Raw genomic sequence first — 26,120 nt, forward strand, 5'->3', positions numbered from 1 at the left:
TTGGTTCCACGGCCTGCAGTTGGGGCGGCTTCGAAACGTTTACTCCCCGGTCCGTCGAAGACAAAGTCATGAAGCGGCTCATCATCCACGGCGACCCGGGCGTGCGCAAGGACGGCATCGTCGAGGTCGACGGCGAGGAGTACACGCTCTTCCAGGTCACCCGGAACGGTGACTGGCACGGGCCGGACCGCGTCCAGCTGTGGTGTATCGGCGGTGACGAAAGCGAGCAGGAGGACTTCGAGAAGCGGAACTTCATCCCGCACTTCCTGGATGTGGAGGCCGTCGACGCCGAGGATGTCGAGGTCAAGAAGCGGGCTGGGGAACTGGCTGTTTGATCGCGTCGAGATCGACCCGGTAGATCGTCACGTTCGGGTCCGTGTACGCCGTGTGAATACCTGATTCTTCCCCGTAGTCGACCGTCCCGAATCGTTCCCGTTCGGTCGGGCCGACGTAGATGTAGGTCACGTCGTACAGCCCGAGCAACGCCGCTCTCGATTCGGGCTCGCTCGTCTCGTAGATGATCCTTACGTCCCGAACCCGATCCCAGTACGGCTCCTCGCCACGATACCCGACCTCGTGTGACCAGCCGGCGACCGTCGGGATGCCGGTCATGCTCGATGGAGCGTTCACCCATCGGTAGATTTCGGTCCCGGGGGCGGAGACCATCGTTGGCTGCCCAGGCTGGTCGCGGAGCCAGTGGATTGCCGCGGCCTCCTCCGGATGCTCGGCTTCGATGTACGCGTGGGCGTCGAGTGTCGGATCGTCTGTCCCACCACCGACCGCCCATGCCAGCCCGAAGGCGGGGTAAATCGAGAGCGCGAGAAGTAACATGACGAGGCCGATGCTCGCCAGTCTGTGTCGGCCTTCGTTGGTCCCGGGGCTGGCCGCCTTCCTATTCGCGGTTTGTTCACCACGAGCCAGCCACGATCGAAACCGATCACGAACTCCCCGAACCGTCCCCCGAATCCACGCGAGTGGTCCTGCAGAGCCGACAAGACGAGTCAGCATCACTCCGGCTGCGACTGACCAGAGTGCCCACACCTGCGCGGCGATCTTGAAGACGGTGTTCATCCGTCCGGGACCGGCCTGTTCGATCACGTAGACGAACTCCACGAGGAGTACCAGGCCGAGCGCGCCGACGGCGAGGACGGTCTCGAAACCCGCCTCTCGCGTCCGGAGCAGGTACCAGCCGCCCAGGAGAAGCGGCCCGAAGAGAGCCACAGCGCTCGCTCGGACGAGCGTGCTCACGAGCAGGAGAACGAGGGATGTGAGGAACGCGACCACCCAGATCCGCCGGCGAACTCGACTGGCTAGATAACTGGCCGTGAGGGCGAGGAAGACCCCATACACGGTCAGTAGCCCGCCCAGGTCGCTTCGTGGGGTCGGGAGTAGCCCGACGGACCGGCCCGATGCGGCCCCTGTCAGGAACGGAAACACGGTCAGCGCGCCACCCACGGCAAGGAGCGATGCGATCGCCAGCGCGAGGCCGAGTCGTGCCGATTCGGTTCGCAGTCGGCTTGTGTCCGTCCAGGTCCCGATTCGTTCGGCCCAACCGTCAGGTAGGAGCGTCCAGGGAGCGGCTGGGGCGAAGAGCACGGTCAGCCACGCCACCCCGAAAACTGCCGGGGCACTCCACGTGTTCGTAAGCACCAGGAGCCCACCGACAGGGGCCCCGAGGAGGAGCCGACCGAGTCGTCCACGGCGGTCTGCAGCCGGTCGCATCCAGTAGGCGGCCGCCAGACCCGCACCCAACAGTAGAAACACCGGACTCATCATATGGCCGTGGAGGTCCCCGTTCAGGAACGCGAAAAACGGGAACTCGGTGATGAGTTCCCACTCGCCCGGTTCGCGGCCCGCGTCGATCACTCGGCTAGCGAACCAGTAGTTGAACTCGAAGGGGCCCCGAGCGAGGCCCGCGAATTCGAGCCCCACCCCCTCGACGAGCCGGCGACCCAGCGGTTCGGGAAGCACCCAGCCGAGAAACCGGATCGGTGTCGAGAGGTTGCTCGCGAGGCCCACCAGGAACGCCGCGATCCCACCACCGAGTCGATACGACCCACCCCGGTGGGCCGTGATCGCACCGGCGAGGCCCCACGCGGCGGTGACGTAGGCCGCGTAGTAGCCCGCGAGCGCCGTGTTGTACGCGAATCGCGGGGCAGTGTCGGTCAGCAGGGCGAACACCGCGGCGAGCATGTGTCCCCCGTAGTAGTACTGCACCGACTCGCCCGCGAACCACATGTCCTGTGGCGGCAGGGCCGTCGCCCGGAGCACGGAGGCGAGCAGGCCGAAATCCAGGAACTTCTCGCCACCGCCGGGGACGGCCCCGGGTCGGTACAGTCGGATCAGGATCAGGAGGAGATAGGCGAGCGTGAAGACGACCGCGGCATCCCGAAACCGCGACCGGTCGATCGAGACGCCGCTTCGAAGCGCCAAAACCGAACCAGTCAGGAGGGCAAGCACGGCGAAGAGGGCCGTCACCAGGCCGAACCGGACCTGGCCGAGCCAGTAGGTGCTAACGGCGATTACCGCGAAGGCGACCGGGATCGCGAGGCCCGCGCCACGGTCCGGAAAGTCCTCGAAGAGCTGACTCGCAAGCGGGAGCGCCAGGACTCCGAGCCCCAGGTAGAGGACCAGCCACGTGAGGACGATGCCCAGTTCCACATCGGGAGATTCCACTGGATTCCCCTATACACCTTGTGGACCACACCGACTCGGCGACGGGTATCGAACCCTTTTACTCGCTGGGTGGGAGACTTCCGAGAAATGAGTCGGTCCGTCGGCGTCGTGGTTCCAGCCTATCGGCCGGACCGCTCCGTGCTCGTGACATATCTCGGGGCGCTTCAGGCGGAGATCGACCCGGCGGTCCTGCGCGTGGAGTTGGACCAACCGGACGAACGAACGGTGGAGGAACTCAAAGCAACGGGGGCGACGGTCAACACCGTCGAAAGTCGACGAGGGAAGGGACAGGCCCTCACCGACGGGTTCGAGGCACTGGATACCGACGTGTTGGCCTTCGCGGACGCCGACGGAAGCACCCCTGCCGAGTCTGTTCGGAACGTTATCGACCAGGTACGTCTGGGCGAGGTCGACCTGGCTGCTGGGTCCCGGCGACACCCAGACGCCGACGTACAGTCCCACCAGACCGTATTTCGCCAGCACCTCGGGGATGTCTTTGCCTGGCTGGCTCGTCGTCTGCTCGATGTGTCCCTCCGGGATTATCAGTGTGGAGCGAAGGCGATGACCCGAGAGACCTGGCAAGCGATCCGCCCGCATCTCTACCAGCCGGGGTTCGCCTGGGACATCGAGGTCCTGGCGATGGCAGACACATTGGGGTACACGATCGGGGAGGTCCCAGTGACCTGGATCGATCACCCGGACTCCACAGTGACGACGACCGATGCAGTGCCGGAACTGCTGCGGGCGCTCGTGGCGACCAGACGCCGTGCTCGACGCCTGGGGGCGGGGACAGAACCGGTCGCCAGTGGTCGAACCGAGCAGGTTCCACTGATCAATCGGAACAGATGATTGGAATAGAAGCGTTTGTCGAGGCGGTTCAGGCCAGAACCCGGGCCCTCGCCTCGGGGGCCAGAATCGGGCAGTTCGTCTCGGTGGGGTTGGCAGGCGCGGGCCTGGAGACGATCATCGTCTTCCTGCTCACTGGCCTGGCGACGGTCCCACCGCTCGGAGCGAAAGCCGTGGGGGCCGAAGCGTCGATTTCGCTCATGTTTCTGCTCAACGATCGGGTTACCTTCGCCGGCGAAGGAGAACGTGGGATCCGCTTGACGGGGCGTCGCTATCTCAAGTCACACACGGTTCGGCTCGGTGGCCTGGCCGTGGCCTTCACGACACTGTACGTGCTGACTGCCTGGACCGAGATCACGCTCCAGGTTTCCGGCGCGGATGTCTGGCCCACACTCGCGAACGTGATCGGTATCGGTGTGGGCATGACGATCAACTACGTGGCCGAGAGCCTGATCACCTGGCGGGTCCACCGGTGATTACTCTTCGACGATGACGACTTCCCCGTCCTCGACTTCGACGGTGATCAGGGTCTTCACGTCGTGACCGGTCTCGTCCAGTTCCGTTGGGCCGGCCTTCTTGATCACGGCCACCGTGTCGACCACATCGGCGCCGATGTACTCCAGCGCCTCGATGATCGCCCGGAGCGTGCCACCGGTCGAGAGCACGTCGTCGAGAACCAGCACGCGGTCGCCCTCGGAAACGTCGTTGATGTACATCTCCTCCTCGGAGTACCCCGTCTCCTGGGTGAGTGCGACTTCGCCATCCAGGCCGTACTGGCGCTTGCGGATGACCACGAGTGGAATGTCCGTCATGAGCGAGACGGCCGTCGAGATGTGAATTCCCATCGCGGCCGGCGTGACGATCTTGTCGACGTCTTCGAGTTCGGCCTTCCGAATGATCTTGATGACGATCTCGCGCAACAATTGGGGTTTCAGCATCGGCACGCCGTCACTGATCGGGTGGACGAAGTACTGGTAATCGCCCTTCTGGATGATCGGGGCCTCGAGAAGCGACCGTTCGAGTTGATCCATGTCGCCCGTATCCACGGTCGGGAATAAAATGTGGCGGTTCGAGTCCCCCTGATCGGTGTGCCAACACCCGACCAGCAGTGAGACTGTATTTCAATACTCCGAGAATTCGTCTGGGCCTTCTGCGGGCAGCGGTGTGATCCGAAGTTATGTTTTGCACGGGAAAACGGTCCGTTTCGGCGTTCAACATGCCGTTACGATTGGATTTCGCCCGTCGGACGAAGAGCGGAAATGGTTTTGTCTCCCATTCGCAAGGGGAGCATAGTACGATGCTCCGACGATTGAGATGCCGCCTGTCGAGTGGTATGGGGGTGACATATGGCTGAGTCGAGTGCCCGTATTCTCGTTCCGGTCGGGGACTCCAGCACGTTACGAAACACCGTCGCCCACGCCGTTCGAGAGGGCCTTGAAGGTGAGCCCAGCCAGGCCCGAGCAATTCACTTCGTCTACCCGATTCGGTGGCGGCCGGTCGAAGGGACCCAGGCCGTCCCAGAGGACGCCCAGGAACTGCTCGAACGCGTCGCGGTCTGGGCTCGGGAAGACCTCGAAGACGTGGACGGAACCGTCGAGGTCGTCACTGATACCGTCGGGGCCGATCGATACCTGTTCTCCCCCGACGATTACGCCACCGTCCTTCAGCACTACGCCGCGGAAAACGACCTTGATCGGGTTATCCTGGATCCCGAGTACGTGCCGACCGGTGGCGCACCGATGCTCGCGCCGCTCAAGACGGCGCTGTCGGGCGATGTGCTCACTGTCGAAGAAGCGCCGGTAACCCGCCCGGCCCAGCGGACTCCACTCCCGAGCCGTGCGACACTCTCGAAGACGGGGATCGTCTTCGGATCTGCCTACGGGTTCTATCTCCTGATCGCCGGCTCGCTGAGTCAATTCAACCTCCTGACCGGCGCCCTGGCTGCCGGGCTGGTCGCCGCGATCTTTGGAAGCATTGCGGTTACTGGCCGCCAGTCGATCACCACGCTATTCGCCCGTCTCGGGCGGATGGCGACCTACGTCCCCTACCTGCTCTGGGAGATCGCGAAGGCGAACTTGACGGTCGCGTACATCATCTTGCATCCCCGACTGCCCATCGATCCGGGCATGCAGCGCTTCGAAGCCGCCGTCTGGGGTGACATGTCGGTCACGACGCTGGCGAACAGCATCACGCTCACGCCGGGGACGCTCACGGTGGACGTGCGCCACGACAGTCTCTTCGTCCACTCGTTGAACCAGTCTGCCCGGGACGGCCTCGCGTCGGGCGACCTGGAACGGGCGGTCCGATACGTCTTCTGGGGGCCCAGCGGTCGGGAGCTGAAATCGCCGGTCTCACGGGGCGCCATCGAGACATTCACGCCCAACTTCGAGGAGGAGCCCGATCAGTCGCCCCGGGCTGACGGTGGGAAGTTGCTAACGGCGGGTGAGCGCAAATGATGGGTCTGACGCTTGATACCGCGCTGCTCGGGGCCGCCGTGGCGATCGTGCTGTTCGCGGTGGCACTGCTCTACCGTGTGGCCCGCGGGCCGACGATGGAAGACCGCGTCATCGCGATCAACGGGGTCGGTACGAGCACGGTCGTCGTTCTGGCCTTGCTCGCGGCGGCCCTCGATCGACCCGCGTTCCTCGACATCGCGATCGTCTACGCGCTGCTAAACTTCCTCGCGAGCGTCGCGATCTCCAAGTTCATCGTCGAGCGGGGTGGTGTGCTATGACGCCGCTGGAGTATCTGATCGTGCTGCTCGTCGCGGCGGGGGTGTTCTTCTCCTTCGTCGCCGTGGTCGGCATTATCCGGTTACCGGACCTCTACGCGCGGGCCCACGCGACCTCGAAGAGTGACACGCTCGGGACGGTCCTCTCGCTTGCCGGCGTGGCACTCGTCTTCGGGGCGGACGTGGCGACGGTCAAGACCGTCTTCCTGCTTCTGTTCATGTTCATCACGAACCCAACTGCCGCACACGCGATCACCAGAGCCGCTTACGACCAGGAGATCGAACCGTGGACGGAGGGTGAGGACTGATGGAGTTCTCACTCTTCCTCGCGTTACTGGTCTTCGTTATGATTTCGGCGGTCATCTCGGTCACGCTGCGGGACGTGCTCAGCGCGATCATCGCGCTTGCGGGCTTCAGCTTCGGGGCTGCGGTGGTCTACGTGTTGCTCCGCGCGCCGGACGTGGCGCTGACCGAGGCAGCGGTCGGAGCCGGGGCGACCACAGTGTTGTTCCTGGTGACGATCGTGAAGACGGTCCGCCCCGCCGGCGAGCGGGTCTTCGAACGAATCCGATGGGGTCCGGCCGCGCTCGCGCTGGCGTTTCTGGGCACGATCTCGCTAACGATACCCTCGATTCCGCGAGTTGGAGCCCCCGACTCCGCGGTCGTGGCTGGTGACGTGACCAGGTACTACCTGGAGATGGCGACACCCGAAACTGGCGTCGAAAACGTCGTTACCGCGGTCCTGGCGGCCTACCGTGGGTTCGATACATTGGGTGAGGCCGTTGTCGTCATCGCGGCGGGGATGGCGGTGCTGCTCGTCCTCCGCCGGGAGGTGTATGTATGAGTGAACGAATCCCGACCTACGTCGAGAGTACGATCATCATGACGACCGTCCGGATCATCAGCCCGTTTGCCTTCACGTACGGGCTCTTCGTGATGCTTCACGGCGCGGAATCGGCTGGTGGCGGGTTCCAGGGCGGTGTAATCCTGGCGGCGAGTCTGATACTCGTCGCTTTCGCCTACGGCATCGAGCCGACTCGTGACTGGATCACCGACCGCCCCGCCAGAATTCTGATCGGGACCGGCGGTGCGACCTTCGTGTTGATCGGGTTGGTCCCGATGGCACTGGGCTACCGGTTCCTGGAATACGAGGCGTACGCGTTCCATCATGGGACCAAGTACGGTATCGAGCTGGTGGAGCTGGGAATCGGCGCAATCGTCTTCGGCGTCATCCTCTCGCTCTTCATGAGCCTCGCCGCCGGTCACGACTTCGACGAGAACGGAGGTGAGAACGCGTGATCGAACTGCTCGCTTCGCATTACACGTACCTGACAGCAATGGTGATCCTCGCCGTCGGTCTCTATGGCGTCGTCGCCAGCCCGAACCTCGTGAAGAAGATCGTCGCCCTGAACGTCTTCCAGGTCGGCATCTTCCTGTTTTTCATCAGCAGCGCGTTCGTCCTCGACGGCGTGCCGGCGATCGGCACGCACGGGCCGGGCCCTTACGTCAGCCCGCTCCCGCACGTGTTGATCCTGACAGCCATCGTCGTCGGGGTGAGCCTCACAGCGGTGGGGCTCGCCCTGGTGGTCAGGATCTACGACGGCTACGGATCGTTAAACGAACAGGTGATCCGGGAGGTGCAAGCCGATGACTGACGCGCTTGTCCTCCTGGTGGTCGCACCGATCGTGGCTGCGCTCTTGCCCCTCGGAATCGGGCTGTTCATCCGGGGAAGCGGGCAGTACATCGCACTCGCGATGGCGGTCCTGCAGGTCGCCCTCTCCCTGCTGGTCCTCGAAGAAGTCCTCACTGCGGGTGCGTTCTCTTATGATGTCGCGGGGTATGCGCCGCCCTTCGGGATCGAACTGATCGGGGATGGCGTCTCCGCACCACTGCTGGTCCTGATCGCCTCGGTTACCCTCGCCGTGGTGCTTTACTCCTTCAGGTCCGGTCCGCAGGGCGATTCGTTCTACGGCGAACTGGCCTTCCTCACGGCCGGCCTCTCCGGGCTCGTCGCCACGGGCGACGTGTTCAACCTGTACGTATTCCTGGAGATCACGGGCCTGGCGACCTACGCGCTGGTCGCGAGTGACAGTTCGCCCGCTGCCGCGTACGCGAGTCTCAAGTACCTGATCGTCGGGACGATCGGGGCCTCGTTCTATCTCCTGGGGGTCGGGTACCTGCTCGTGGCGACCGGTACGCTCAACATGGCCGACCTCGCGAGTTCCATCCCCGAGGTCGGCTACACGTCGCCGTTAATCCTCGCGGCGTTCGGACTCATCGTGGTGGGGCTGGGTGTCAAGGTGGCGCTGTTCCCGCTTCACACCTGGCAGCCGGATGCGTACGCCGAATCACCCCACACGATCAGTGCGCACATCGCGGCACTCGTGTCCACGGCGGCGGCCTACGCGCTGTTCCGGATCGTCTACGGCGTCTTCACCGTGGACTTCCTGGCGGCGGTGCCCATAGCTCGTGACACCTTGTTGGCCGCGGCTGGCATCAGCGTGATCGTCGGGGCTGTGCTCGCGGTCGTTCAGCGGGACCTCAAACGCATGCTCGCGTACTCGTCGGTCTCGCACTTCGGCCTGGTCGTCCTCGGGGTCAGCATCGGCAACGAGACGGCCCTCGCAGGCGGCCTGATCCACCTCGTCGGCCACGGTGTCATGAAGGCTGGGCTCTTCCTGGCCGTCGGCGTGTTCGCTATGGGTGCGGGCGTGAAGACCGTTCAGGATCTTTCAGGGCTGGGAACTCGCTACCCGATCACGAGTGCCGCTTTCGGGGTGCTCGCCTTCTCGATGGTCGGGGTTCCCCCGGCGATCGGCTTCCCGGGGAAGTGGAACATCATCATGGGTGCAGTCCAGGCCGGAGAGTGGATCGTCGCCGTGATCGTCGTCACGAGTGCCCTGCTCACGCTGGGGTACTTCGGACGCCTGCTCGAACGGCTCTACTTCACCGAATCGATTACGAACACCGATCAGTCGGTCAAAGCTGACGGGGGACACCCCGAGGACGTGTCGGTCCTGTTGCGAACCATCGTCGTCGTCGCCGCGCTCGCGGCGGTTGGGCTCGGTTTCTGGGCCACAGAGCTCATTGACGTCTTCCAGCCGGTGATGGAGGTGTACTTTACATGACAACTGAATCCTCGTTGCTGCCGCTGCTGGCAGTCCTGATCCCGTTTGCGGGCCTGTTCGCCATCGTGGCGACTGGCTCGCGACCGAACGTTCGCGAAACAGCGACCATCGCGACCGCGCTCGCCACACTCGGGACGGTCGCGAGCATGGTGCCGACGGTGCTCCAGGGTGTCGTGCCCACGACCGACCTCGGGGCGTTCGTCCCGGGCATCTCGCTGGTCCTGCAGGCCGACCCGCTCGGGATGGTCTTCGGCCTCATCGCGAGTTTCCTCTGGCTGGTCACCAGCTTCTACAGCATCGGGTACATGCGCGGCCTGGACGAACTCTCCCAGACCCGGTACTTCGCGGCCTTCGCTGGCAGCATCGCGTCTGCGGTCGGTGTGGCCTTTGCGGCCAACTTGATCGTCCTCTACGTGTTCTACGAACTCCTCACAGTTGCGACGTACCCCCTCGTCGCCCACGACGAGACCCAGGAAGCCCGGACGGCCGGGCGAAAGTACCTGGCCTATACCTTCGGCGGTGGGGTTGCGGCCCTCGCCGGGACCGCGCTCATCTACGTCGCAACCGGGACGGTGACCTTTACACCTGGTGGGATCACGGGTCTGGCGACCGCCGACCCGCTCATCGGGCGGGTCGCGTTTGCGCTGTTGGTGGTCGGCTTCGGCGTGAAGGCCGCGCTCATGCCGATCCACTCCTGGCTCCCCGACGCGATGGTTGCGCCGACTCCGGTCTCGGGGCTCCTCCACGCCGTGGCAGTCGTCAAGAGCGGCGTGTTCGCCATCGCGCGGGTCGTGCTTGACGTGTTTGGTCCGGAACCGATGGCTGAACTCGGACTGGGCCTGCCACTTGCGGCCGTCGCCGGCTTCACCATCGTCGCCGCGAGCGTGATCGCCTTGCGCCAGGACAATCTCAAGCGTCGACTGGCCTACTCGACGATCAGTCAGCTATCCTACATCGTGCTGGGACTGGGCCTGCTCTCGCCGGCGGCACTGGTCGGTGGCCTGCTCCACATCCCCGCTCACGCGTTCATGAAACTCACCCTGTTCTTCGTGGCCGGGGCGATCCACGTCGAAACACATACCGACGACATCAGCGACATGGCCGGGATCGGCCGCCGGATGCCCCTGGCGATGATCGCCTTCGCCGTGGCGAGTGTCGGGATGGCCGGGCTCCCGCTCGTGGCCGGGTTCGTGAGCAAGTGGTATCTCCTCATCGGGAGTCTTGACGCCGGTCAAACGGTGTTCGTGCTCGTGCTCCTGCTCTCGGGGCTGCTCAATATCGGATACTTCTGGCCCATCGTCTACCAGGCGTTCTTCCAGACGCCGGCGGATGCCGATTCGAAACCGGTGATCGAAGGGCCGTTCGGTGGGAAACAGGCTCGCGCCGACGGCGGCACGGCCGATGGGCTGGCCGTGGACCGAAATCCGAGCGATCACACTCGTAGTGAGTCCCACGAGGCGACAGCCGACAACCACGAGGACCACGACCACCATGGCGGCCCGCCAGCAGGTGGCTGGGAACGCCGTGCGCTCGGTGCCGAGAGTACGTGGTTCATGATCGGACCGATTCTCGTGGCTGCGACCGGGGCGGTCGTCCTCGGAATCGATCCTGAAGGGGCGATCTTCCTGCAACTGATCCAGCAGATCGTCGAGAACGCAACGGGGGTGGCCTTCTGATGGATCCGATGACGAGTGTGCCGCCGGCCGTTGTGGTCTTGGCCGTGGCAATCGCCCTTCCCTTCCTCCCGCGACGTCTGGGACATGCCCTGGGCGTGCTCGCAACTGGTGGGGCCTCGATCTGGGCGTTTCTCGCTCCCGCCGGAGTACATCTCCCGGTTCGGTTCCTGGGCTTCGAGGCGGTGCTGCTCCAGGTCGATACCCTCTCCCGGCTCATGGGGATCATCTTCGGCCTCATCGCGGCCGCCGCAGTCCTCTACTCGTATTCCTCAGGGGCATCGAACCGACAGACGGCTTTCGCCCTGGGATATGTCGGCACCAGTCTGGGGGCCGTCTTCGCCGGCGACTGGCTCACGATGGTGTTCTTCTGGGAGCTCATGGCCGTCACCAGCACGCTGCTGGTCTGGGATTATGGCGGTGAGGCCATTCGAGCCGGCTTCCGCTATGCCTTCTATCACGGGCTCGGCGGGAGTCTGCTCATGGCAGCAGTCGTCTGGCATTACACCGTCGTCGACTCGTTCCTCTTCAGTGCGAGTTCGGGGCTCGTGGCCGGGATTCCGACGGCGCTCGCCGCGGTCGGGATCGGCGTCAACGTCGGGTTCGTCGGGCTCCACGCCTGGCTGCCGGACACCTATCCGCGGCCCCAGATCGCGGCCAGTGTCTTCCTCTCGGTCTACACCACGAAGACCGGTGTGTATGGCCTGGCCCGGGCCTTCCCGGACGGCCACATCGCGATCGCGTACATGGGCGCGGCGATGGCGATGATCGGTGTCATCTACGCGCTGTTCCAACATGACATGCGACGCCTCCTCTCCTATCACATCCAGTCTCAGGTAGGATACATGGTCGCCGGCGTCGGGATCGGGACGGCGATGGCGACGGCCGGGGCCTTCGCTCACGTGTTCAACCACATCCTCTACAAGGCGTTGCTCTTCATGACTGCCGGCGTGGTCATCGCCCGGACCGGAACCGAGCGTCTGGACGATCTGGGCGGGCTTGCCAAGCACCTGCCCTTTACGGCACTCGCGTTCACGATTGCCGCGCTCTCGATTTCCGGGTTCCCCGGGTTCAACGGCTTCGTGAGCAAGGGCCTGCTCACCGTCGCGGCCCACGAGGAACACCTCACGGTGATCTACTACCTGCTTATGGCGGCCGGTGTGGGCACGTTCATGTCCTTCATCAAGTTCGGCTACTATGCCTTCTTCCGTGATCTGGATCGGGAGTGGGACGTCGACTGGTCGAACTGGGGCCAGCGGGTCGCCATGCTTGGCGTCTCCGCACTGCTGGTGCTGTTCGGCCTCTTCCCACAGACTCTCTTCGCAGTGCTGCCCGGGAGTACCGCCCACGCCCACACCTTCGCCCCGAGTCATATTCTCGAAGGGCTGATTCTGGCAGCACTGGGGCTGGTCGGCTTCGCAGTCGTCAAAAAGCCGCTGTCCAGGATCGCCCACGTGCCGGACGTGGATGCGATCATCAACCCCGTCATGTTCTACGGGACGAGGGGACTGGTCCGGGGGCTCACCGAACTGTATGCAGCCGTGGATCGTGTCGTTGCCGGTGGGGCCTATGCCATCGCCCGACGGCTCTCCCATCCGTATCCGGTACTTAACTGGCTGCGTGTCAGGGCGACCAGCGTGGAGCGTGAGTTCCGACCCGGAAGCCTGCGGGCGACGATCGCCGCGAGCATCGCGCTGATGGTCGTGGTACTGAGCGGCGTCCTGCTCGGACTCCTATTCTAGGACGGTTGCCAGTTCGGTGGCCACTTTCTCGCCGAGAGCGGTTTTGGAGCCCTCGAACTGTGCCGTTCGCTCCTCGAAGACGAATTCGACTGCGGTCTCCGGCCCGCCCATCGCGTCGACGTGATTCGCGACGACGAAGGCCATGTCCACCCGGTCAAGGAGTTCGTGGGCTCCATCGAGCAGTGTGTCTCGATCGCTCTCGACTTTGAACCCGACGATGGGGAGATCTGGGTACGAATCCCGGATGGTGTCCACCAGTTTCGGTGTGGGCTCCAGTTCGAGCGTGCGCGACTCGCCGGAAGATAGTTTCTCGGCGGCGGGGTCGACGGTGTAGTCCGAGATCGCGGCCGCAGAGACAAAGGCGTCCGCGTCCTCGGCGGCTTCGAGGGCCGCCTCGGTCATCTCGGCGGCCGTCTCGACGGACTGCACTTCGGCATAAGGAACTGACCCTCCGTTGTGCAAGAGTGTGACCGATCCGCCCCGGACGTAGATGGCACGGGCGACCGCCCGGCCGGTTCGGCCGCTCGCGCGATTCGTGAGGACCCGGACCGGATCGATCGGTTCCGCGGTGGCCCCACTCGTGACCACCACGTGTGAGCCGGTGAGCGGCGAATCAGTCGCTGCCCGAGCCGTTTCGAGCGCGATCGTATCGGCCGTCGCGATCTTGGCCTTGCCCTCCTCGATCCGGGGTGGAACGACCGAGACGCCCCACTCTGCGATCGTCTCGATGTTGCGTGCGACCCCTGGGTGATCGAACATCCCCTCGTGCATCGCCGGTGCGAGCACGACCGGAATTCCGGCCCCGAGAGCGGTGGTAACCCCAGTCGTCACGGGGGTGTCGTCGATGCCACCCGCGATCTTGCCGATCGTGTTGGCCGTCGCGGGGGCCACCAGGCAAACATCCGCCCAGCCGTCTTTCCCACAGAGCTCGACGTGCTCGACGGCCCCTGTCAGGTCCGTTACGACCGGTTCGTCCGTCGCGTAGGTGACCGCATCGGGGTGGACGATCCCCTGGGCGGATTCAGTCATGAGCGCCCGGACCGTCGCCCCGCGACGCCGGAGTTCGTGGGCCAGTTCGACGACCGTCACGGCGGCGACACTTCCGGTCACTCCCAGTGCCACGTTCGTCCCGTCGAGCATCGTCCGTGATTCGACGGGGACGGGGATAAACCTGGGCGATGTGGGCGGCACGCTCTTCTGCCGGGCCCGACTACGATCGATCGTGAACGAGATCGCTGTCTCTCGGGACCTGAACCAGCCGCCTCCGGTGGTGTTCGACACCGTCCGGGACTTCCAGGCCTACCCACGCTATTCGAAGTACCTGCAGTCGGTTTCGGCGACCGCGGATACGCGGGCGACCGAGTACGAGTTCCAGTTCGGCTGGTGGAAACTCGCCTACGAGACCCAGGCCCAGGTGACCGCGTGTGAGCCACCACATACGATCGACTGGACGATCACACAGGATCTCGAGGCCGAGGGTCGCTGGGTCGTCGAAGAGCGGTCCGACGGGTCACAGCTCCACTTTCAGGTCGCCTACGACCCGGACTCGCTCGGTTCGGATGCAGTCTCGTTGCCGTTTGGCGTCTCCCTGGACTGGGTTCGGGATCGAGCGACGGATCTGATCGAGTCGGAAGCAAAGCGCGTGCTGGATCGAATCGCGAGAGCGGTGGACGATCGACCGAAATCCGAAGCTATCGAGTAGGATTCAACGATCGCGTTCGATCACGTAGCGGGTGAAATCCTCGAGTTCGGCCTGCACCTCGGGATCGATGTCCACTTCACCTAGCTGTGAGCGGGCGTCGGCAGCGAGCCGTTCGGCGGTTTCCAGGGCGAACTCCACGCTGTCGGTCTCCTGGAGAATCGAGAGGACGAATTCGATCTCCTCGTCGGTGACCTCCTCGGCCGTGAGAATCGACTCCAGGCGGTCCCGATCGGCCGGGTCAGCTTTTTTGAGGGCGTGAATCACGAGCAGCGTGCGTTTGCCCTCCCGGATGTCGTTTCCGAAAGCCTTGCCGAACTCCCCGGCCTGATCGAGTGAGTGTTTCACGTCGAGGACGTCGTCGCCGATCTGGAAGGCGATCGAGAGGGACTCGGCGTAGGCGGCGAAGGCATCCTCGACAGCATCGGAGCTGTCCGTCACGAGTGCGGCCAGGCGGCCCGCTATCCGCCCCAGACAGCCGGTCTTGCAGGCGCTCATCTCCAGGTATTGGGCCTCGGTGATGTCGATCTCGCTCTCGTTGTGCCAGACGATATCCGTGCCCTGGCCCAGATGGGTCCGGTTCAGTTCGAAGGTCAACATCTCGTAGATCCCGAGTTGCTGGGACGGATCGAGGTCTCCGGGATTCGCCGAGATTACCTTCAGAGGCACGAAGTAGAGCGCGTTCCCGGCGTTCAACGCGATGTCGGTTCCATAGCGGAGGTGAATCGCCTCTTCGCCCCGACGTAACGTCGCGTCGTCTTCCACGTCGTCGACGATAATCGTCCCGGTGTGGAGAATTTCGGGGATCGTGGCGTAGGGGAGATACTGCTCGGGATCCTCCCCCAAAGCGTCCACGAGTTCGAGAAAGAGGACCGGTCGCCAGCGCTTGCCACCCCGATCGAGCAGATCCCAGACTGGTTCGAAGAGGGCCTGCGCGATCGCCTCAGTATCGTATTCGTATCGCGGCGGCCCGAACAGGTCGGCCAACGTCTCCTCGGTGATCGTCCGTGGCAGGAGCTGTTCGATCTCCCGATCGATCGGCTCCCGCCACTCGGTCAACGCGTCCCGCATGTGTCGGGAGTGACTGGGTGAGACTAAAAAACTTGAGTTCCGGTCACCCGGCGATGCACAACCCTTTTTTGGCCGCCCATAAACTCACGACCATGAGTACCGAAGCCGAACTCCGCGAGGAGTTCATAACGGCTTTCGAGGACGCGGAGTACCCCGTTACCGGACAGATGGACCTCGTTCCGGCCCTCCCGAAGGGTCCCCGGACGAAATTCGAGGCCGGCGGCGTGAGTTTCTCCGTGATGGAGCTGGCCTCGAAGCTCGGCTCCCACGCTGATTTCCCCTATGAAGACGTCGAGTCCCTGGTCGATGACATCATGGACGCGTTGCGCGAAGAAGACGAGATCTAGTTCTCCGGGTCGTTCGCGAGCGGCGGGATCGTCTCTTCGAGGACGGCGATCTCGACCGGCTCGCCCCAGTCAAGTTTCACCGGCGCTCCGGCCGGTACGCGCTCGACCGGGTCGTCATCGACGACCAGCGAGACCGGGACCGACTCGCGGACGACCTCGAACTCGATCGGTGGGGCCAACACCCACTGCGGGCGTTCGGTCCGGAACGGACCGACTGGCACGACTGCGAGGCCATCGAGTTCCGGATCGAGAATCGGACCGCCCGCAGCCGTTCCATACCCGGGAGTTCCGGCCGGCGCTGCGGCCACGATTCCATCGGCTCGGACCTGATCGACCACGACATCGGTTTCGACTTTGCGGGTCCGGAACTCCGAGATTCGGGCCGGCTCCGCCGTCACTACCATGACATCCATCAGGGCGCGATAGGTGTTCTCGCCCAGTGAGACCGCTATCGTCGGCACTGTCTCGATGGTCGACTCACCAGCCACCAGGGCCGAAATGGCGGCCGTCAGGTCGGGCAGGGAAACAGTCGGCAGCCCCGCATCGACGGCGACTGGCACGATTGGCACCTGGACCCCCGCCGTCACGGCCGAGAGCAGGGCCGATTCGCCGACGGTGACGAGGAAATCGCTCTCCGGTGGATCCTCGGCTGAAACGCGCTGGATGTGCTCGATATCGGCTGTTCCACCGGATTCGATTCCCGCAGGTACGCGCTCCGCCGGCCCGACGATCGTCACGCGCACGGATACCGCCCCCTGGCCATCAACGGGGAGTCGCCCCCGACGGGCAAAAGGCTGCGGGGTGCGGCAGCTATTCCAATCGGGAGGACGGACAGATGTCTTCGAGGAAACAGGTCTCACAATCGGGTGAGCGGGCCGTGCAGACGGCCCGGCCGTGGGCGATCAACCAGTGAGTGAACAGCTTCCAGTCTTCCTCGGGCAGGATCTCCTGCAGGTCGGCTTCGATCTTCTCCGGTCGCTCCTCGTCCGTGAGTCCCAGCCGGCGCGAGAGACGCTGGACGTGGGTATCGACCACGATCCCCGCGACGGTGTCGTGGCCGTGTTGTAACACCACGTTTGCGGTCTTTCGCCCGACGCCAGGCAGATCGGTCAGTTCGTCCATCGAGTCCGGCACCGCACCGTCGTGTTCCGCGAGTAGTTGCTCGCCGATGCCCACGAGGTACTCGGCTTTGTTGTTCGGGTAGGTGCACGAACCGATGATGTCGGCGATGTCATCCGGGTCGGCCGCGGCGTAGTCTGCCGGCGTTCGGTACTGCTCGAACAGCGTCTCGGTGACCTCGTTGACCCGTTCGTCCGGACACTGAGCCGAGAGCACGACCGCGATCAGCAGTTCGAGGCGGTTCTCGAAGTCGAGCGAGATCGTCGCCTCCGGGTACGCCTCGCGCAGTCGGTCGATGACGACAGCCGCCTGTTCGCTTCGAGAGTCCCGCGGGATGCCCATAGGCGAACTTCTCGTGGGTCGCCTTGAGCGATTCGACACGGGCCGTGGATCGCGAGTACTTAGTGCGCGGGTCGGGTAGGGGCCGCTATGGGACTGCGAAGCGTGCTTTCGGGGTCGCCGGTCACGGAACTCACCGAACCGGTCGATCCCAGATTCGAACTCGCGGCACTCTCGGTACAGGACGAGTCACAGCCCCTCGTCTTCGACTCGGTCGCGGGGTATCCGGACCTCTCGGCCGTGACGAACGTCGTCTCCTCCCGGGAGCGGATCGCCGGTGCACTCGATGTCGACCGGGGCGAGATCGTCGACGCGATGACTCGGGCGACGACTGACCCGGTCCCCCTGGATGGAACGACGGCGGCGACCTTTGAATACGTCGCGACGTCGCCGACCGTCGACGACCACGTTCCGATTCCGACCTACTACGACGAACACGAACGCCAGTATATCGCCTCGGGAATCGTGATCGCGAAGGACCCCGATACCGGGGTGCAGAACCTCTCCTTCCACCGGTTGATGTACGACGGCGAAAACGAGTTCGTCATGCGCCTTGTCGAGCGCCACCTCCATGACATCCGCTCGCGGACCGATGGCCCACTCGACGTGGCCATCGTCGTTGGGGTCCATCCGGCCGTGGAACTGGCGGCGGCGACCTCGGGCAGCCCCGAGATGGACGAACTCGAAGTCGCCAACGCCCTGCTCGACGGGGACCTGGCCGTCACGAAGTTGGATGGGTTGACGGTGCCCGCCGAGGCCGAACTGGTGATGACGGCGACGATTCGCGACGAGACCCGTGCGGAGGGGCCCTTCGTGGACCTCTCGCGCACCTGGGATACGGTCCGCCAGCAGCCGGTCGTCGAGGTTCGGGACCTCTACCTGCGCCCGGACCCGATGATCCGGGTCGTCGTCCCAGGGAAGCGAGAACACGCCCACCTCATGGGGCTCCCCCAGGAGCCGCGGATCAAGCGAATCGTAGAGAACACCGTTCCCACCGTGCAGGAGGTCGTCCTGACCCCTGGTGGCTGTTCCTGGCTTCACGGGGTCGTTTCGATCGAGAAGCGGACCGAGGGTGACGCGAAAAACGCCGGCCTGGCGGCACTCGCAGCCCATCCCTCGATGAAACGGGTGGTCGTGGTCGACGAGGACATCGACCCGGCCGACCCCGACGCGGTCGAGTGGGCCGTGGCCACGCGGGTTCAGGCCGATCAGGACATCGAAACCGTCGAGAATGCGAAGGGCTCCTCGCTCGATCCGTCCCAGGACTTCGAGACGGGCACGCTCACCAAGTGGCTCGTGGACGCGACCGTGCCATCGAATCGTGATCGCGCCGAATTCACCGAAGCAACGGTGCCGGGCGCGGCGGAGATCTCACTCGCGGAGTACCAGTAACGATGCCAATGGATCTCACCACCGACGAACAGGCACTGCTCGAATCAGACAATCCGGCCGTCCGAAAGTCGATGGAGTTGCTCGTGCGTCTCGGAGACATCTACGGGGCCGAGGAGTTCGTCGAGATCGGCTCCGCCCAGGCCTCGGGCATCTCCTACAAGTCGATCGGTGACCCGGGGGTGGAGTTCCTCGAAGGGTTCGCCGCGGAGGGTGCGGAAGTGCAGGTTCAGACCTTCGCCAACCCGGCGGGGATGGACATCGACCGCTGGGAGGAGATGGGGGTCGATCCGGAGTTCGCAAAACAACAGCGCCGAATCGTGGGCGCACTTCGCGAAATGGGTGTGACCGTCTCCTTTACCTGTACGCCGTATCTCGCGGGGAACCTTCCCGGGCCGAACGAACACATCGCCTGGGCGGAGTCCTCGGCGGTGTCATTCGCGAACAGCGTGGTCGGGGCGCGCACCAACCGCGAGGGCGGTCCCTCCGCGCTCGCGGCGGCGATCACGGGGCGCACCCCGAAGTACGGGTTGCACCTCGCGGAAAACCGTGTCCCAACCCACCGAATCGACGTCGACGTCGAACTGCAGAACCAGGCCGATTTCGCCGCGCTCGGCTCCTGGGCGGGCCGGATCGTGGAGGACGGCCGTCCCTACTTCGCCGGCGTGGATGGGGCGACAACGGACGAACTGAAGGCCCTCGGCGCGGCGATGGCCGCAACCGGGGCGGTGGCGATGCACTTCGTCGGCGGGGTCACCACCGATGAGGAGCCACCGACTGATCTGGAAACCCTGGAGTTCGGTTCGGCGGAACTCGAGGCCGAGTACGGCGAACTCAACTCGACGGAGGACACCGACCTCATCGTCTTCGGCTGTCCACACGCCTCCGTCGACGAGATCGGGCAGGTGGCCGACCGGCTGGACGGCGAATCCCTCGATCGGGATCTCTGGGTCTGTGCCAGCGGCGCTGTCAAGTCCCAGGCCGACCGGATGGGGTACACGGAGACGATCGAAGACGCCGGCGGGATGGTCCTCAGCGACACCTGCAACGTCGTCGCCCCGATCGAGGAGATGGGCTATGAATCGACGGCCACCGACTCCGCGAAAGCGGCGGCCTACCTCCCGGGATTCGGTGAACAGGACGTGCACTTCGACGACAAACTCTCCCTGCTCGAGGAGGCGATCGAATGAGCGAGACAGTCGAGGGGCGGACGATCGCCGAGGGGGTCGCGGAGGGCGAGGTGCTGGTCTCCCCCGAGCCCATCAGTTTCTACGGTGCGGTCGACACCGACACGGGCGAGTTCATCGAGGCCGATCATCACCTCACCGGTGAGACGATCGCGGGCAAGGTCCTTGTCTTCCCCAAGGGAAAGGGGTCGACAGTCGGTTCGTATGTCATCTACGGGCTGGCCCAGGAGGGGACCGGCCCCGCTGCGATCATCAACCACGAGACCGAAACCATCGTGGCGACCGGGGCCATCCTCGGCGAGGTTCCCTGTGTGGACGGCATCGAGGACGCCGTGGAGCGGTTCGAGGACGGCGACCGGGTTCGTGTCGACGCGACCGAGGGGACGGTCACGCTGCTCGCCGATGACTGAACGTGAAACGGTGGTCGTCGGGCTCTCCGGGGCCTCCGGAACGCGACTCGGTGTCGCAACCGTCGAGGCACTCGCCGAGCACTTCTCGGTGCACGCCGTGGTCACCGACGGCGCCAGGGCCGTGATGGACCACGAGACGGATTCCCGCGCTGAGACGATGGCGGCACTCGAATCGATGGCGACAGTCCACGATGGCGAGGACCTGAGCGCCCCGATCGCGTCGGGATCAGTCCCGACGGCGGGTATGGTCGTGGTCCCTGCCTCGATGAAGTCGGTCGCGGCCATCGCGAACGGCTACGCCGAGAATCTGCTCGTTCGAGCCGCCGACGTGACCCTCAAGGAGGATCGAACACTCGTGGTGGTGCCGCGGGAATCGCCACTCAATGAGGCTCACCTGGAGAACCTGCTCGCCCTCCGCAAGCGTGGCGTTGCCGTCGTGCCACCTGTGCTCGGCTTTTACTACGACCCACAGGACATCCAGGACGTGATCGACCGGACCGTGGGCACCATTCTCGATCGCTTCGACGTCGAACACGACCGGTACGAGCCCTGGGATCCGGTCTGACTGGCCAAGTTTCGTTCCAAGCAGGGGTGCAGGGATGCGGTGTGTTTATCCGGTGGCCGGTCCCCTTCCACAGCATGAAAGCGACCGCCAGGGCCCACCCCATCCAGGGGCTGGTCAAGTATCACGGGTTGCGAGACGCCGAGTTGCGCTACCCGTATCACGACAGCATCAGCGTGGCGACCGCGCCCGCGGAGACCGTCACGACGGTAGAGTTCGACCCGGAACTGGACGAATCTACGTACGTCGTCGACGGCGAGGAACTCACGGGCGAGGCCGCCGACCGGGTCGAACGGGTCCTGGATCGCGTGCGAACCATCGCTGAGGATCCGGCCGTCGAGGCCCCAGTGAAACTGGTAAGCGAGAACTCCATGCCCACGAACGTCGGTTTGGGCTCCTCTTCCTCCGGCTTTGCGGCTGCCGCGATGGCCGCGGTCGAAGCTGCCGGACTCGATCTCTCACGCCCGGAGATCTCGACGATCGCCCGACGTGGCTCGGCCTCGGCGGCCAGGTCAGTGACTGGCGGATTTTCGGACCTGCGAGCGGGAACGACCGACGAGGACTGTCGCTCCACCCGGATCGAGTCGCCCCTCGAAGACGACCTGCGGATCGTCGTCGGGATCGTCCCGGCGTACAAGGAGACCGGCTGGGCCCACGAAGAGGCGACCCAGAGCCACCTCTGGCAATCGCGGCTGGCCCACGTCCACGATCAGCTCGCGGCGATGCGGCAGGCGCTTCGTGAGGGGGACTTCGAGACGGCCTTCGAGGTGACCGAGCGGGACACCCTGAGCCTGGCCGCGACGACGATGACCGGCCCGGAGGCATGGATTTACTGGCAGCCCGAGACCCTGGAAATCTTCGAGACAGTCCGGGGACTGCGTGAGGAGGGCGTACCGGTTTACTTCTCCACTGATACCGGCGCGACCGTCTACGTGAACACCCGGACCGAACACGTCGACGAGGTCGAGGCGGCAATTGCCGATCTGGGCGTCGAAACCCGTGTCTGGGAGGCCGGCGGCCCCGCGACTATGCTCCCGGAGACCGAAGCCCTGTTCTGAGCGGTTTTCCAGTACCCCATCACTTACCGTCCAGGGCGTCGATATAGAGGTATGCGAGTCGTCGTGTTCGGCGGCGGGTACGCGGGCATCGTCGCAGTGACGCGGCTCGAACGCCGCCTCCCGGAATCGGCCGAGATCGTGCTCGTGGATCAGCGGCCGACCCATCTCATCAAACACGAGTTGCATCGGGTGATCAGACGGCCCGAGTTCGCGGCGGAACTCCAAATTCCCTTCGCGGACATCCTGAAACGGGCCCAGTTCGACCAGCGAACCATCGCGTCGATCGACTTTGACGCGGGCGCTGTCACCTTCGAAGACGGGGAGCAGCTATCCTACGACGCGGGAATCGTTGCGCTCGGTTCACGGCCGAATTACTACGGACTGGACGGCGTCGAGGAACACAGCGTCCCGATCGCGACGCCGGCGGATGCCACAGCCATCGCCGATTCGATGGCCGACCTACTCGAAGACAGATCGGGCACGGTTGTCGTTGCCGGGGCCGGGTTGGCCGGTGTCCAGGTCGCGGGTGAACTCGCGGCCGTCCGAAACGACACGGATGTGACTGACGTCTCGATCATCCTCATCGAGCGGGCTTCCGAAATCGTTCCTGGGTCCTCGGCCCGATTCCAGGAGGCGATTCGGCAGGCCCTCACCGAGCGGAACGTCGAGATCCGGACCGATACGACCGTCTCGGGCGCGGACGACTCGGTCGTCGGCCTGGCCGATACACTCGACATTCCCGCAGACCTCTTTGTCTGGGCGGGCGGCATCCAGGGCCAGGCACTCTTCGACGGGGATCGCCCCCGGGTGCGGGCCGATCTCAGGCTTGGCGATCGAACGTTCGGCGCAGGTGACGCAGTCCAGGCGATCGACGAGGACGGGAGTCTCGTCGAGCCAACGGCCCAGGCGGCGGTCGGAATGGCGACCGTGGCTGCCGACAACGCGATTCTCCGGGCTCAGGCCGACGACCAGACCGGGTTTCGGCCGGCCTATCACCGTTACCGCGAGACGGGCGAGAGCCGCATCGTCACGGTTGGCGATACAGCCGTCGCACAGCTCGGGCCGACGGTGGTGACTGGGCCAGCAGCGAGAGCGCTCAAATCTGTCGTCGGAGTCCGGTATCTCTCCGCGGCCGGGGCGATCGAGAACGCCCTGACGGTGTTCCGCAGCGAGTTCGATCTGGCTCATCCGCGGGCCGGCCGCGAACTCGACCGGGACCGCCTCTGACCACCCAGAACCGTCTTTGGGAGTCGGTGCATAGGGATGGGTATGACGACCTCGGAGCCCGGTACTGATCAAGCGCTTACGGGGGTGAAAGCGACGCTCGCTCGCGACCGTGATGGCGGTGATGTCGAGTGTACGGCCTGTGCCCATCGGTGTGTCCTTTCCCCAGGCCAGCGGGGCGTGTGTCGGGTCCGGGAGAACGTCGATGGGAAACTCAGACTGCTCACCTACGGGCTGGTGTACGACCCCACTCCCGGCCCACCCGGAACGCTCGACCCGATCGAGAAGAAACCGCTCTATCACTTCCATCCCGGGACCGACGTGCTGAGCTTCGGCGGCGCGGCGTGTAACTTCCGCTGTGCGTTCTGCCAGAACCATCATCTGGCCTTTGCCGACCCGGAGACGATCGAACTTCGAGAGGTGAGCCCCGAGGCGGCGGTCGAGAGTGCGCTCGAACAGGGGGCGGCCGGCATCGCCTGGACGTACAACGAACCCACGATCTACGCCGAGTACGTCCGTGACGGTGCCAAAGCGGCTACCGAGGCAGGGTTGTACACGGTGATGGTTTCGAACGGCTACTTCACCGAGGAGTTCCTCGCTGCGGTGGGGCCGTACCTCGACGCGATCAACATCGATGTCAAGGGGTTCCGCGAGGGCCCACACCTGGAGTACATGGGCAGCCGACTCCAGCCCACGCTGGATTCGGTAAAGCGGGTCCACGAACAGGGCATTCACATCGAAGTCACCTATCTCGTCATTCCGGACCTGAACGACGACCCCGAGGAGATCCGGGACTTCGCCGAGTGGGTCGCGAGTATCGATTCGTCGATTCCCGTCCACTTCTCCCGGTTCCACCCCGACTTCGAGATGCAAGACCGCCCGCCCACGCCGATCGAGCGCCTTGAACAGGCCCACGAGATCGCCGTCGAGTCCGGGCTGGAGTTCGTCTACGTCGGCAACGTCCGGGACCAGCGGTTCAACTCGACTCTCTGTCCGGACTGTGGCCGAACCTGGATCCGCCGGGCGGGCTTTGATTCCACCATTGTCAGCGACCTGGAGGGTCAGTGTGCGTGCGGCCGGCCGATCGACATCGAAATCTGAGTTAGGTTCAATGTGCCGGGCGCCGGAGGTCCGGTATGACCGATTCGAAGAGTGACGAAGCGAGGGAAGGCGAGTTGCGGACGGCCATCGCCACGGGCGTCCCCGAAATCGCGGCGATGACACCCGGACGGACCGGCAATCTGAGCGCTCGGTCGGGCGACCGGGTGGCGATCACGCCGTCCGGTGTCCCTTACGAGGAGATCCAGCCGGGGTCCGTGCCAGTCCTTTCACTCGACGGTGAGTCCGTCATTGGCGACCTCGCCCCCAGCAGCGAGACCCCGATGCACCTCGGGATTTACCGCTCGCTCGACGTCGGGGCCATCGCCCACGTCCACTCTCCCTGGGCCACCACGCTTGCGGTACTCGGTGAGGAACTCCCGCCGGTGCACTACATGGTCGCGGCCGCGGGTGGACCAATTCCCGTTGCCCCATACGAACCCTTCGGCACAGTCGAACTGGCCGAGGCCGCAGTCTCGACGATGGAGTCGGCGGGAACGACCGCCTGTATCCTCGCGAATCACGGGCTTGTCGCGGGCGGCGAGGACGTTCAGGACGCCATCGAGACGGCCGTCGCGGTGGAGTCGACGGCCCAGGTGTACCTGCAGGCCAAGGCCGTCGGGGACCCGGTCGAGCTGACCCCAGCGCAGTTCGAAGGGGCAATGGCGCAGTTCGACAGTTACGGACAGCCAGAACGAAACGACGCCGACTGACCACATTCTTGAGCACTCACGACATACCCGCAGTCATGCGAACGATCTCCTGGGACGAGGACTGTGACTGCATCGAGATGGTCGATCAGACCAAACTCCCCGGTGAGTTCACGACCTATCACGCCGAGACAGTCGACGAACTCATCGAGAGCATCCAGATGCTGCGCGTCCGGGGGGCCCCTGCCCTGGGAGCGGCGGGGGCCTACGGCGTCGCGCTGGCGACCCGCCAGCACCAACTGAAACAGGCCGAGTCGTTACTCACGGCGGTCAAGGCCGACGCTCAGCGGATCGCGAGTGCCAGGCCGACGGCGGTGAACCTGGAGCGGGGCGTCTCCGAGGCCTTCGACGAGGCCCAGTTGGGGATGACCGTCGGGGAGGTCCGGGAGACGGCCCTTTCGGCGGCCGAAGACCTGGCCGATCGCGACGTGGAGCGGAACAAACAGATCGGCGACGCGGGGGCGAAGCTACTGGGAGACCAGGACACCGTGATGACTCACTGTAACGCGGGGGCGCTGGCCACCGTGGACTGGGGGACGGCTCTCGGCGTCGTCTACTCGGCCCGGGAAGCGGGGAAGGAAATCGACGTGGTCGTGAACGAGACCCGGCCGCTCAACCAGGGCTCCCGGATCTCTACCGTCGAACTGATGGAGCGAGACGTGCCAACCACCCTGATCCCGGACAACGCGAGCGGCCTGCTCATGCAGGAGGGTGAGGTCGACGCGGTCGTGGTCGGGGCTGACCGGGTGGTTTTGGACGGCGGCGACCAGTTCGGCGACCAGGGCGTGGTTTACAACAAGGTCGGGACCTACAAGCAGGCGGTGCTGGCCGACCGTCACGATATTCCGTTCGTCGTCGCAGCACCCACCTCAACCGTCGACGCGAACACCAGCGCCGACCGCGTAACGATCGAGGAGCGGGACCCGGTCGAACTCCGAGAGATCTACGGTTCGCAGAACGCCCCCGCGGACGTCCCGGTTCGCAACCCGGCCTTCGACGCGACGCCGATGGAACTGGTCGACTATCTGGTGACCGAGGACGGGGCCTTCGAGCCGCCGATCGAGCTGACTGACGTCGTCGAAAACCGCTCGCGGCACTGACCTTTCGGAC

At 64.8% G+C, this 26,120-nt stretch carries 29 protein-coding genes; 23 read left to right on the forward strand and 6 right to left on the reverse strand.

Features of this window, described 5'->3' with window-relative positions; translation table 11 throughout:
* Positions 1 to 68: 68 nt before the first annotated feature.
* Positions 69 to 335 (forward strand): HAH_0734 family protein, encoded by a 267-nt coding sequence (locus HSR6_RS05230; RefSeq protein WP_070364909.1) that lies wholly within the window; start codon positions 69 to 71, stop codon positions 333 to 335.
* On the opposite strand, the gene HSR6_RS05235 is transcribed toward HSR6_RS05230, so the two are convergent.
* Positions 304 to 2,661 (reverse strand): DUF2298 domain-containing protein, encoded by a 2,358-nt coding sequence (locus tag HSR6_RS05235; RefSeq protein ID WP_071933036.1) that lies wholly within the window; start codon positions 2,659 to 2,661, stop codon positions 304 to 306. The genes HSR6_RS05230 and HSR6_RS05235 overlap by 32 nt on opposite strands.
* A 102-nt stretch (positions 2,662 to 2,763) precedes the next feature.
* Here HSR6_RS05235 and HSR6_RS05240 point away from each other — a divergent pair, with 102 nt between their 5' ends.
* Positions 2,764 to 3,525: a glycosyltransferase gene (locus HSR6_RS05240; RefSeq protein WP_070364911.1), complete on the forward strand. Its 762-nt coding sequence runs from the start codon at positions 2,764 to 2,766 to the stop codon at positions 3,523 to 3,525.
* Positions 3,522 to 3,998: a GtrA family protein gene (locus tag HSR6_RS05245; protein WP_071933037.1), complete on the forward strand. Its 477-nt coding sequence runs from the start codon at positions 3,522 to 3,524 to the stop codon at positions 3,996 to 3,998. The genes HSR6_RS05240 and HSR6_RS05245 overlap by 4 nt, the downstream gene beginning before the upstream one ends.
* On the opposite strand, the gene hpt is transcribed toward HSR6_RS05245, so the two are convergent.
* Positions 3,999 to 4,553, reverse strand: a complete 555-nt coding sequence (hpt, locus tag HSR6_RS05250) for a hypoxanthine/guanine phosphoribosyltransferase (RefSeq protein ID WP_070364913.1) — start codon at positions 4,551 to 4,553, stop codon at positions 3,999 to 4,001.
* A 315-nt stretch (positions 4,554 to 4,868) separates the two neighbouring features.
* Between hpt and HSR6_RS05255 the strand changes: the two genes are divergently transcribed.
* From HSR6_RS05255 to HSR6_RS05295, 9 genes are read left to right on the forward strand one after another with little or no spacing between them, the layout of a single operon-like run.
* A complete protein-coding gene (locus HSR6_RS05255; RefSeq protein WP_071933038.1) occupies positions 4,869 to 5,978 on the forward strand; it encodes a monovalent cation/H+ antiporter subunit E in 1,110 nt (369 codons plus the stop codon).
* The gene (locus tag HSR6_RS05260) at positions 5,978 to 6,256 is read left to right on the forward strand and encodes a cation:proton antiporter (RefSeq protein ID WP_198400441.1); all 279 of its coding nucleotides are present in this window, start codon (positions 5,978 to 5,980) and stop codon (positions 6,254 to 6,256) included. The genes HSR6_RS05255 and HSR6_RS05260 overlap by 1 nt, the downstream gene beginning before the upstream one ends.
* Positions 6,253 to 6,561, forward strand: coding sequence for a monovalent cation/H(+) antiporter subunit G (gene mnhG / locus HSR6_RS05265; protein ID WP_070364916.1), 309 nt, complete (start codon positions 6,253 to 6,255; stop codon positions 6,559 to 6,561). Before HSR6_RS05260 ends, mnhG begins: the two co-directional genes overlap by 4 nt.
* Positions 6,561 to 7,097, forward strand: coding sequence for a DUF4040 domain-containing protein (locus HSR6_RS05270; RefSeq protein WP_070364917.1), 537 nt, complete (start codon positions 6,561 to 6,563; stop codon positions 7,095 to 7,097). Before mnhG ends, HSR6_RS05270 begins: the two co-directional genes overlap by 1 nt.
* The gene (locus HSR6_RS05275; protein WP_070364918.1) at positions 7,094 to 7,552 is read left to right on the forward strand and encodes an MnhB domain-containing protein; all 459 of its coding nucleotides are present in this window, start codon (positions 7,094 to 7,096) and stop codon (positions 7,550 to 7,552) included. Before HSR6_RS05270 ends, HSR6_RS05275 begins: the two co-directional genes overlap by 4 nt.
* A complete protein-coding gene (locus HSR6_RS05280; RefSeq protein ID WP_070364919.1) occupies positions 7,549 to 7,908 on the forward strand; it encodes a cation:proton antiporter subunit C in 360 nt (119 codons plus the stop codon). Before HSR6_RS05275 ends, HSR6_RS05280 begins: the two co-directional genes overlap by 4 nt.
* Positions 7,901 to 9,382 (forward strand): monovalent cation/H+ antiporter subunit D family protein, encoded by a 1,482-nt coding sequence (locus HSR6_RS05285; protein ID WP_070364920.1) that lies wholly within the window; start codon positions 7,901 to 7,903, stop codon positions 9,380 to 9,382. The genes HSR6_RS05280 and HSR6_RS05285 overlap by 8 nt, the downstream gene beginning before the upstream one ends.
* Positions 9,379 to 11,058 (forward strand): proton-conducting transporter transmembrane domain-containing protein, encoded by a 1,680-nt coding sequence (locus HSR6_RS05290; protein ID WP_071933039.1) that lies wholly within the window; start codon positions 9,379 to 9,381, stop codon positions 11,056 to 11,058. Before HSR6_RS05285 ends, HSR6_RS05290 begins: the two co-directional genes overlap by 4 nt.
* Complete coding sequence (locus HSR6_RS05295) at positions 11,058 to 12,797, forward strand: Na(+)/H(+) antiporter subunit D (protein WP_070364922.1); 1,740 nt, start codon at positions 11,058 to 11,060, stop codon at positions 12,795 to 12,797. Before HSR6_RS05290 ends, HSR6_RS05295 begins: the two co-directional genes overlap by 1 nt.
* Here HSR6_RS05295 and coaBC read toward each other — a convergent pair.
* On the reverse strand, positions 12,789 to 13,937 hold the full coding sequence (gene coaBC / locus HSR6_RS05300; RefSeq protein ID WP_071933040.1) for a bifunctional phosphopantothenoylcysteine decarboxylase/phosphopantothenate--cysteine ligase CoaBC: 1,149 nt from the start codon (positions 13,935 to 13,937) through the stop codon (positions 12,789 to 12,791). The two genes, HSR6_RS05295 and coaBC, sit on opposite strands and share 9 nt — an antisense overlap.
* Positions 13,938 to 14,019: 82 nt before the next feature.
* On the opposite strand from coaBC, the gene HSR6_RS05305 reads away from it, so the two are divergent.
* A complete protein-coding gene (locus tag HSR6_RS05305) occupies positions 14,020 to 14,499 on the forward strand; it encodes an SRPBCC family protein (RefSeq protein ID WP_070365929.1) in 480 nt (159 codons plus the stop codon).
* Positions 14,500 to 14,502: 3 nt separating this feature from the next.
* Here the strand turns inward: HSR6_RS05305 and HSR6_RS05310 are convergent, their stop codons facing one another.
* On the reverse strand, positions 14,503 to 15,567 hold the full coding sequence (locus HSR6_RS05310) for a polyprenyl synthetase family protein (RefSeq protein WP_071933041.1): 1,065 nt from the start codon (positions 15,565 to 15,567) through the stop codon (positions 14,503 to 14,505).
* A gap of 92 nt (positions 15,568 to 15,659) precedes the next feature.
* On the opposite strand from HSR6_RS05310, the gene HSR6_RS05315 reads away from it, so the two are divergent.
* Positions 15,660 to 15,914 (forward strand): MTH865 family protein, encoded by a 255-nt coding sequence (locus tag HSR6_RS05315; protein ID WP_070364925.1) that lies wholly within the window; start codon positions 15,660 to 15,662, stop codon positions 15,912 to 15,914.
* Here the strand turns inward: HSR6_RS05315 and HSR6_RS05320 are convergent.
* Complete coding sequence (locus tag HSR6_RS05320) at positions 15,911 to 16,651, reverse strand: NAD(+)/NADH kinase (RefSeq protein ID WP_158514139.1); 741 nt, start codon at positions 16,649 to 16,651, stop codon at positions 15,911 to 15,913. The genes HSR6_RS05315 and HSR6_RS05320 overlap by 4 nt on opposite strands.
* A gap of 73 nt (positions 16,652 to 16,724) precedes the next feature.
* Positions 16,725 to 17,375 carry an endonuclease III gene (gene nth, locus HSR6_RS05325; protein WP_070364927.1) on the reverse strand — a complete coding sequence of 217 codons (651 nt, stop codon included), beginning with the start codon at positions 17,373 to 17,375 and terminating at the stop codon, positions 16,725 to 16,727.
* A gap of 87 nt (positions 17,376 to 17,462) precedes the next feature.
* On the opposite strand from nth, the gene HSR6_RS05330 reads away from it, so the two are divergent.
* The 9 genes from HSR6_RS05330 (at position 17,463) to mtnA (ending at position 26,110) form a co-directional block, all read left to right on the forward strand.
* Positions 17,463 to 18,764, forward strand: a complete 1,302-nt coding sequence (locus tag HSR6_RS05330; RefSeq protein WP_071933043.1) for a UbiD family decarboxylase — start codon at positions 17,463 to 17,465, stop codon at positions 18,762 to 18,764.
* 2 nt (positions 18,765 to 18,766) lie between these two features.
* Positions 18,767 to 19,951 (forward strand): aconitase X, encoded by a 1,185-nt coding sequence (locus HSR6_RS05335; protein WP_233488560.1) that lies wholly within the window; start codon positions 18,767 to 18,769, stop codon positions 19,949 to 19,951.
* On the forward strand, positions 19,948 to 20,358 hold the full coding sequence (locus HSR6_RS05340; protein WP_071933044.1) for a DUF126 domain-containing protein: 411 nt from the start codon (positions 19,948 to 19,950) through the stop codon (positions 20,356 to 20,358). The genes HSR6_RS05335 and HSR6_RS05340 overlap by 4 nt, the downstream gene beginning before the upstream one ends.
* Complete coding sequence (locus tag HSR6_RS05345) at positions 20,351 to 20,923, forward strand: UbiX family flavin prenyltransferase (RefSeq protein WP_071933045.1); 573 nt, start codon at positions 20,351 to 20,353, stop codon at positions 20,921 to 20,923. The genes HSR6_RS05340 and HSR6_RS05345 overlap by 8 nt, the downstream gene beginning before the upstream one ends.
* Before the next feature lie 74 nt (positions 20,924 to 20,997).
* Entirely contained in the window at positions 20,998 to 21,978 is a 981-nt protein-coding gene (gene mvaD, locus HSR6_RS05350; RefSeq protein WP_070364932.1) for a phosphomevalonate decarboxylase MvaD, read from the forward strand.
* A 51-nt stretch (positions 21,979 to 22,029) separates the two neighbouring features.
* Positions 22,030 to 23,205, forward strand: a complete 1,176-nt coding sequence (locus HSR6_RS05355; protein WP_071933046.1) for an NAD(P)/FAD-dependent oxidoreductase — start codon at positions 22,030 to 22,032, stop codon at positions 23,203 to 23,205.
* A 42-nt stretch (positions 23,206 to 23,247) separates the two neighbouring features.
* Entirely contained in the window at positions 23,248 to 24,303 is a 1,056-nt protein-coding gene (gene amrS / locus HSR6_RS05360; RefSeq protein WP_083258857.1) for an AmmeMemoRadiSam system radical SAM enzyme, read from the forward strand.
* A 35-nt stretch (positions 24,304 to 24,338) separates the two neighbouring features.
* Complete coding sequence (locus HSR6_RS05365) at positions 24,339 to 25,013, forward strand: class II aldolase/adducin family protein (RefSeq protein WP_070364934.1); 675 nt, start codon at positions 24,339 to 24,341, stop codon at positions 25,011 to 25,013.
* Between the two features lie 35 nt (positions 25,014 to 25,048).
* Entirely contained in the window at positions 25,049 to 26,110 is a 1,062-nt protein-coding gene (gene mtnA / locus HSR6_RS05370) for an S-methyl-5-thioribose-1-phosphate isomerase (protein ID WP_070364935.1), read from the forward strand.
* Positions 26,111 to 26,120: the final 10 nt, after the last annotated feature.

Source organism: Halodesulfurarchaeum formicicum (assembly GCF_001886955.1).
In the GTDB taxonomy this organism is placed as follows: Archaea; Halobacteriota; Halobacteria; order Halobacteriales; family Halobacteriaceae; genus Halodesulfurarchaeum; species Halodesulfurarchaeum formicicum.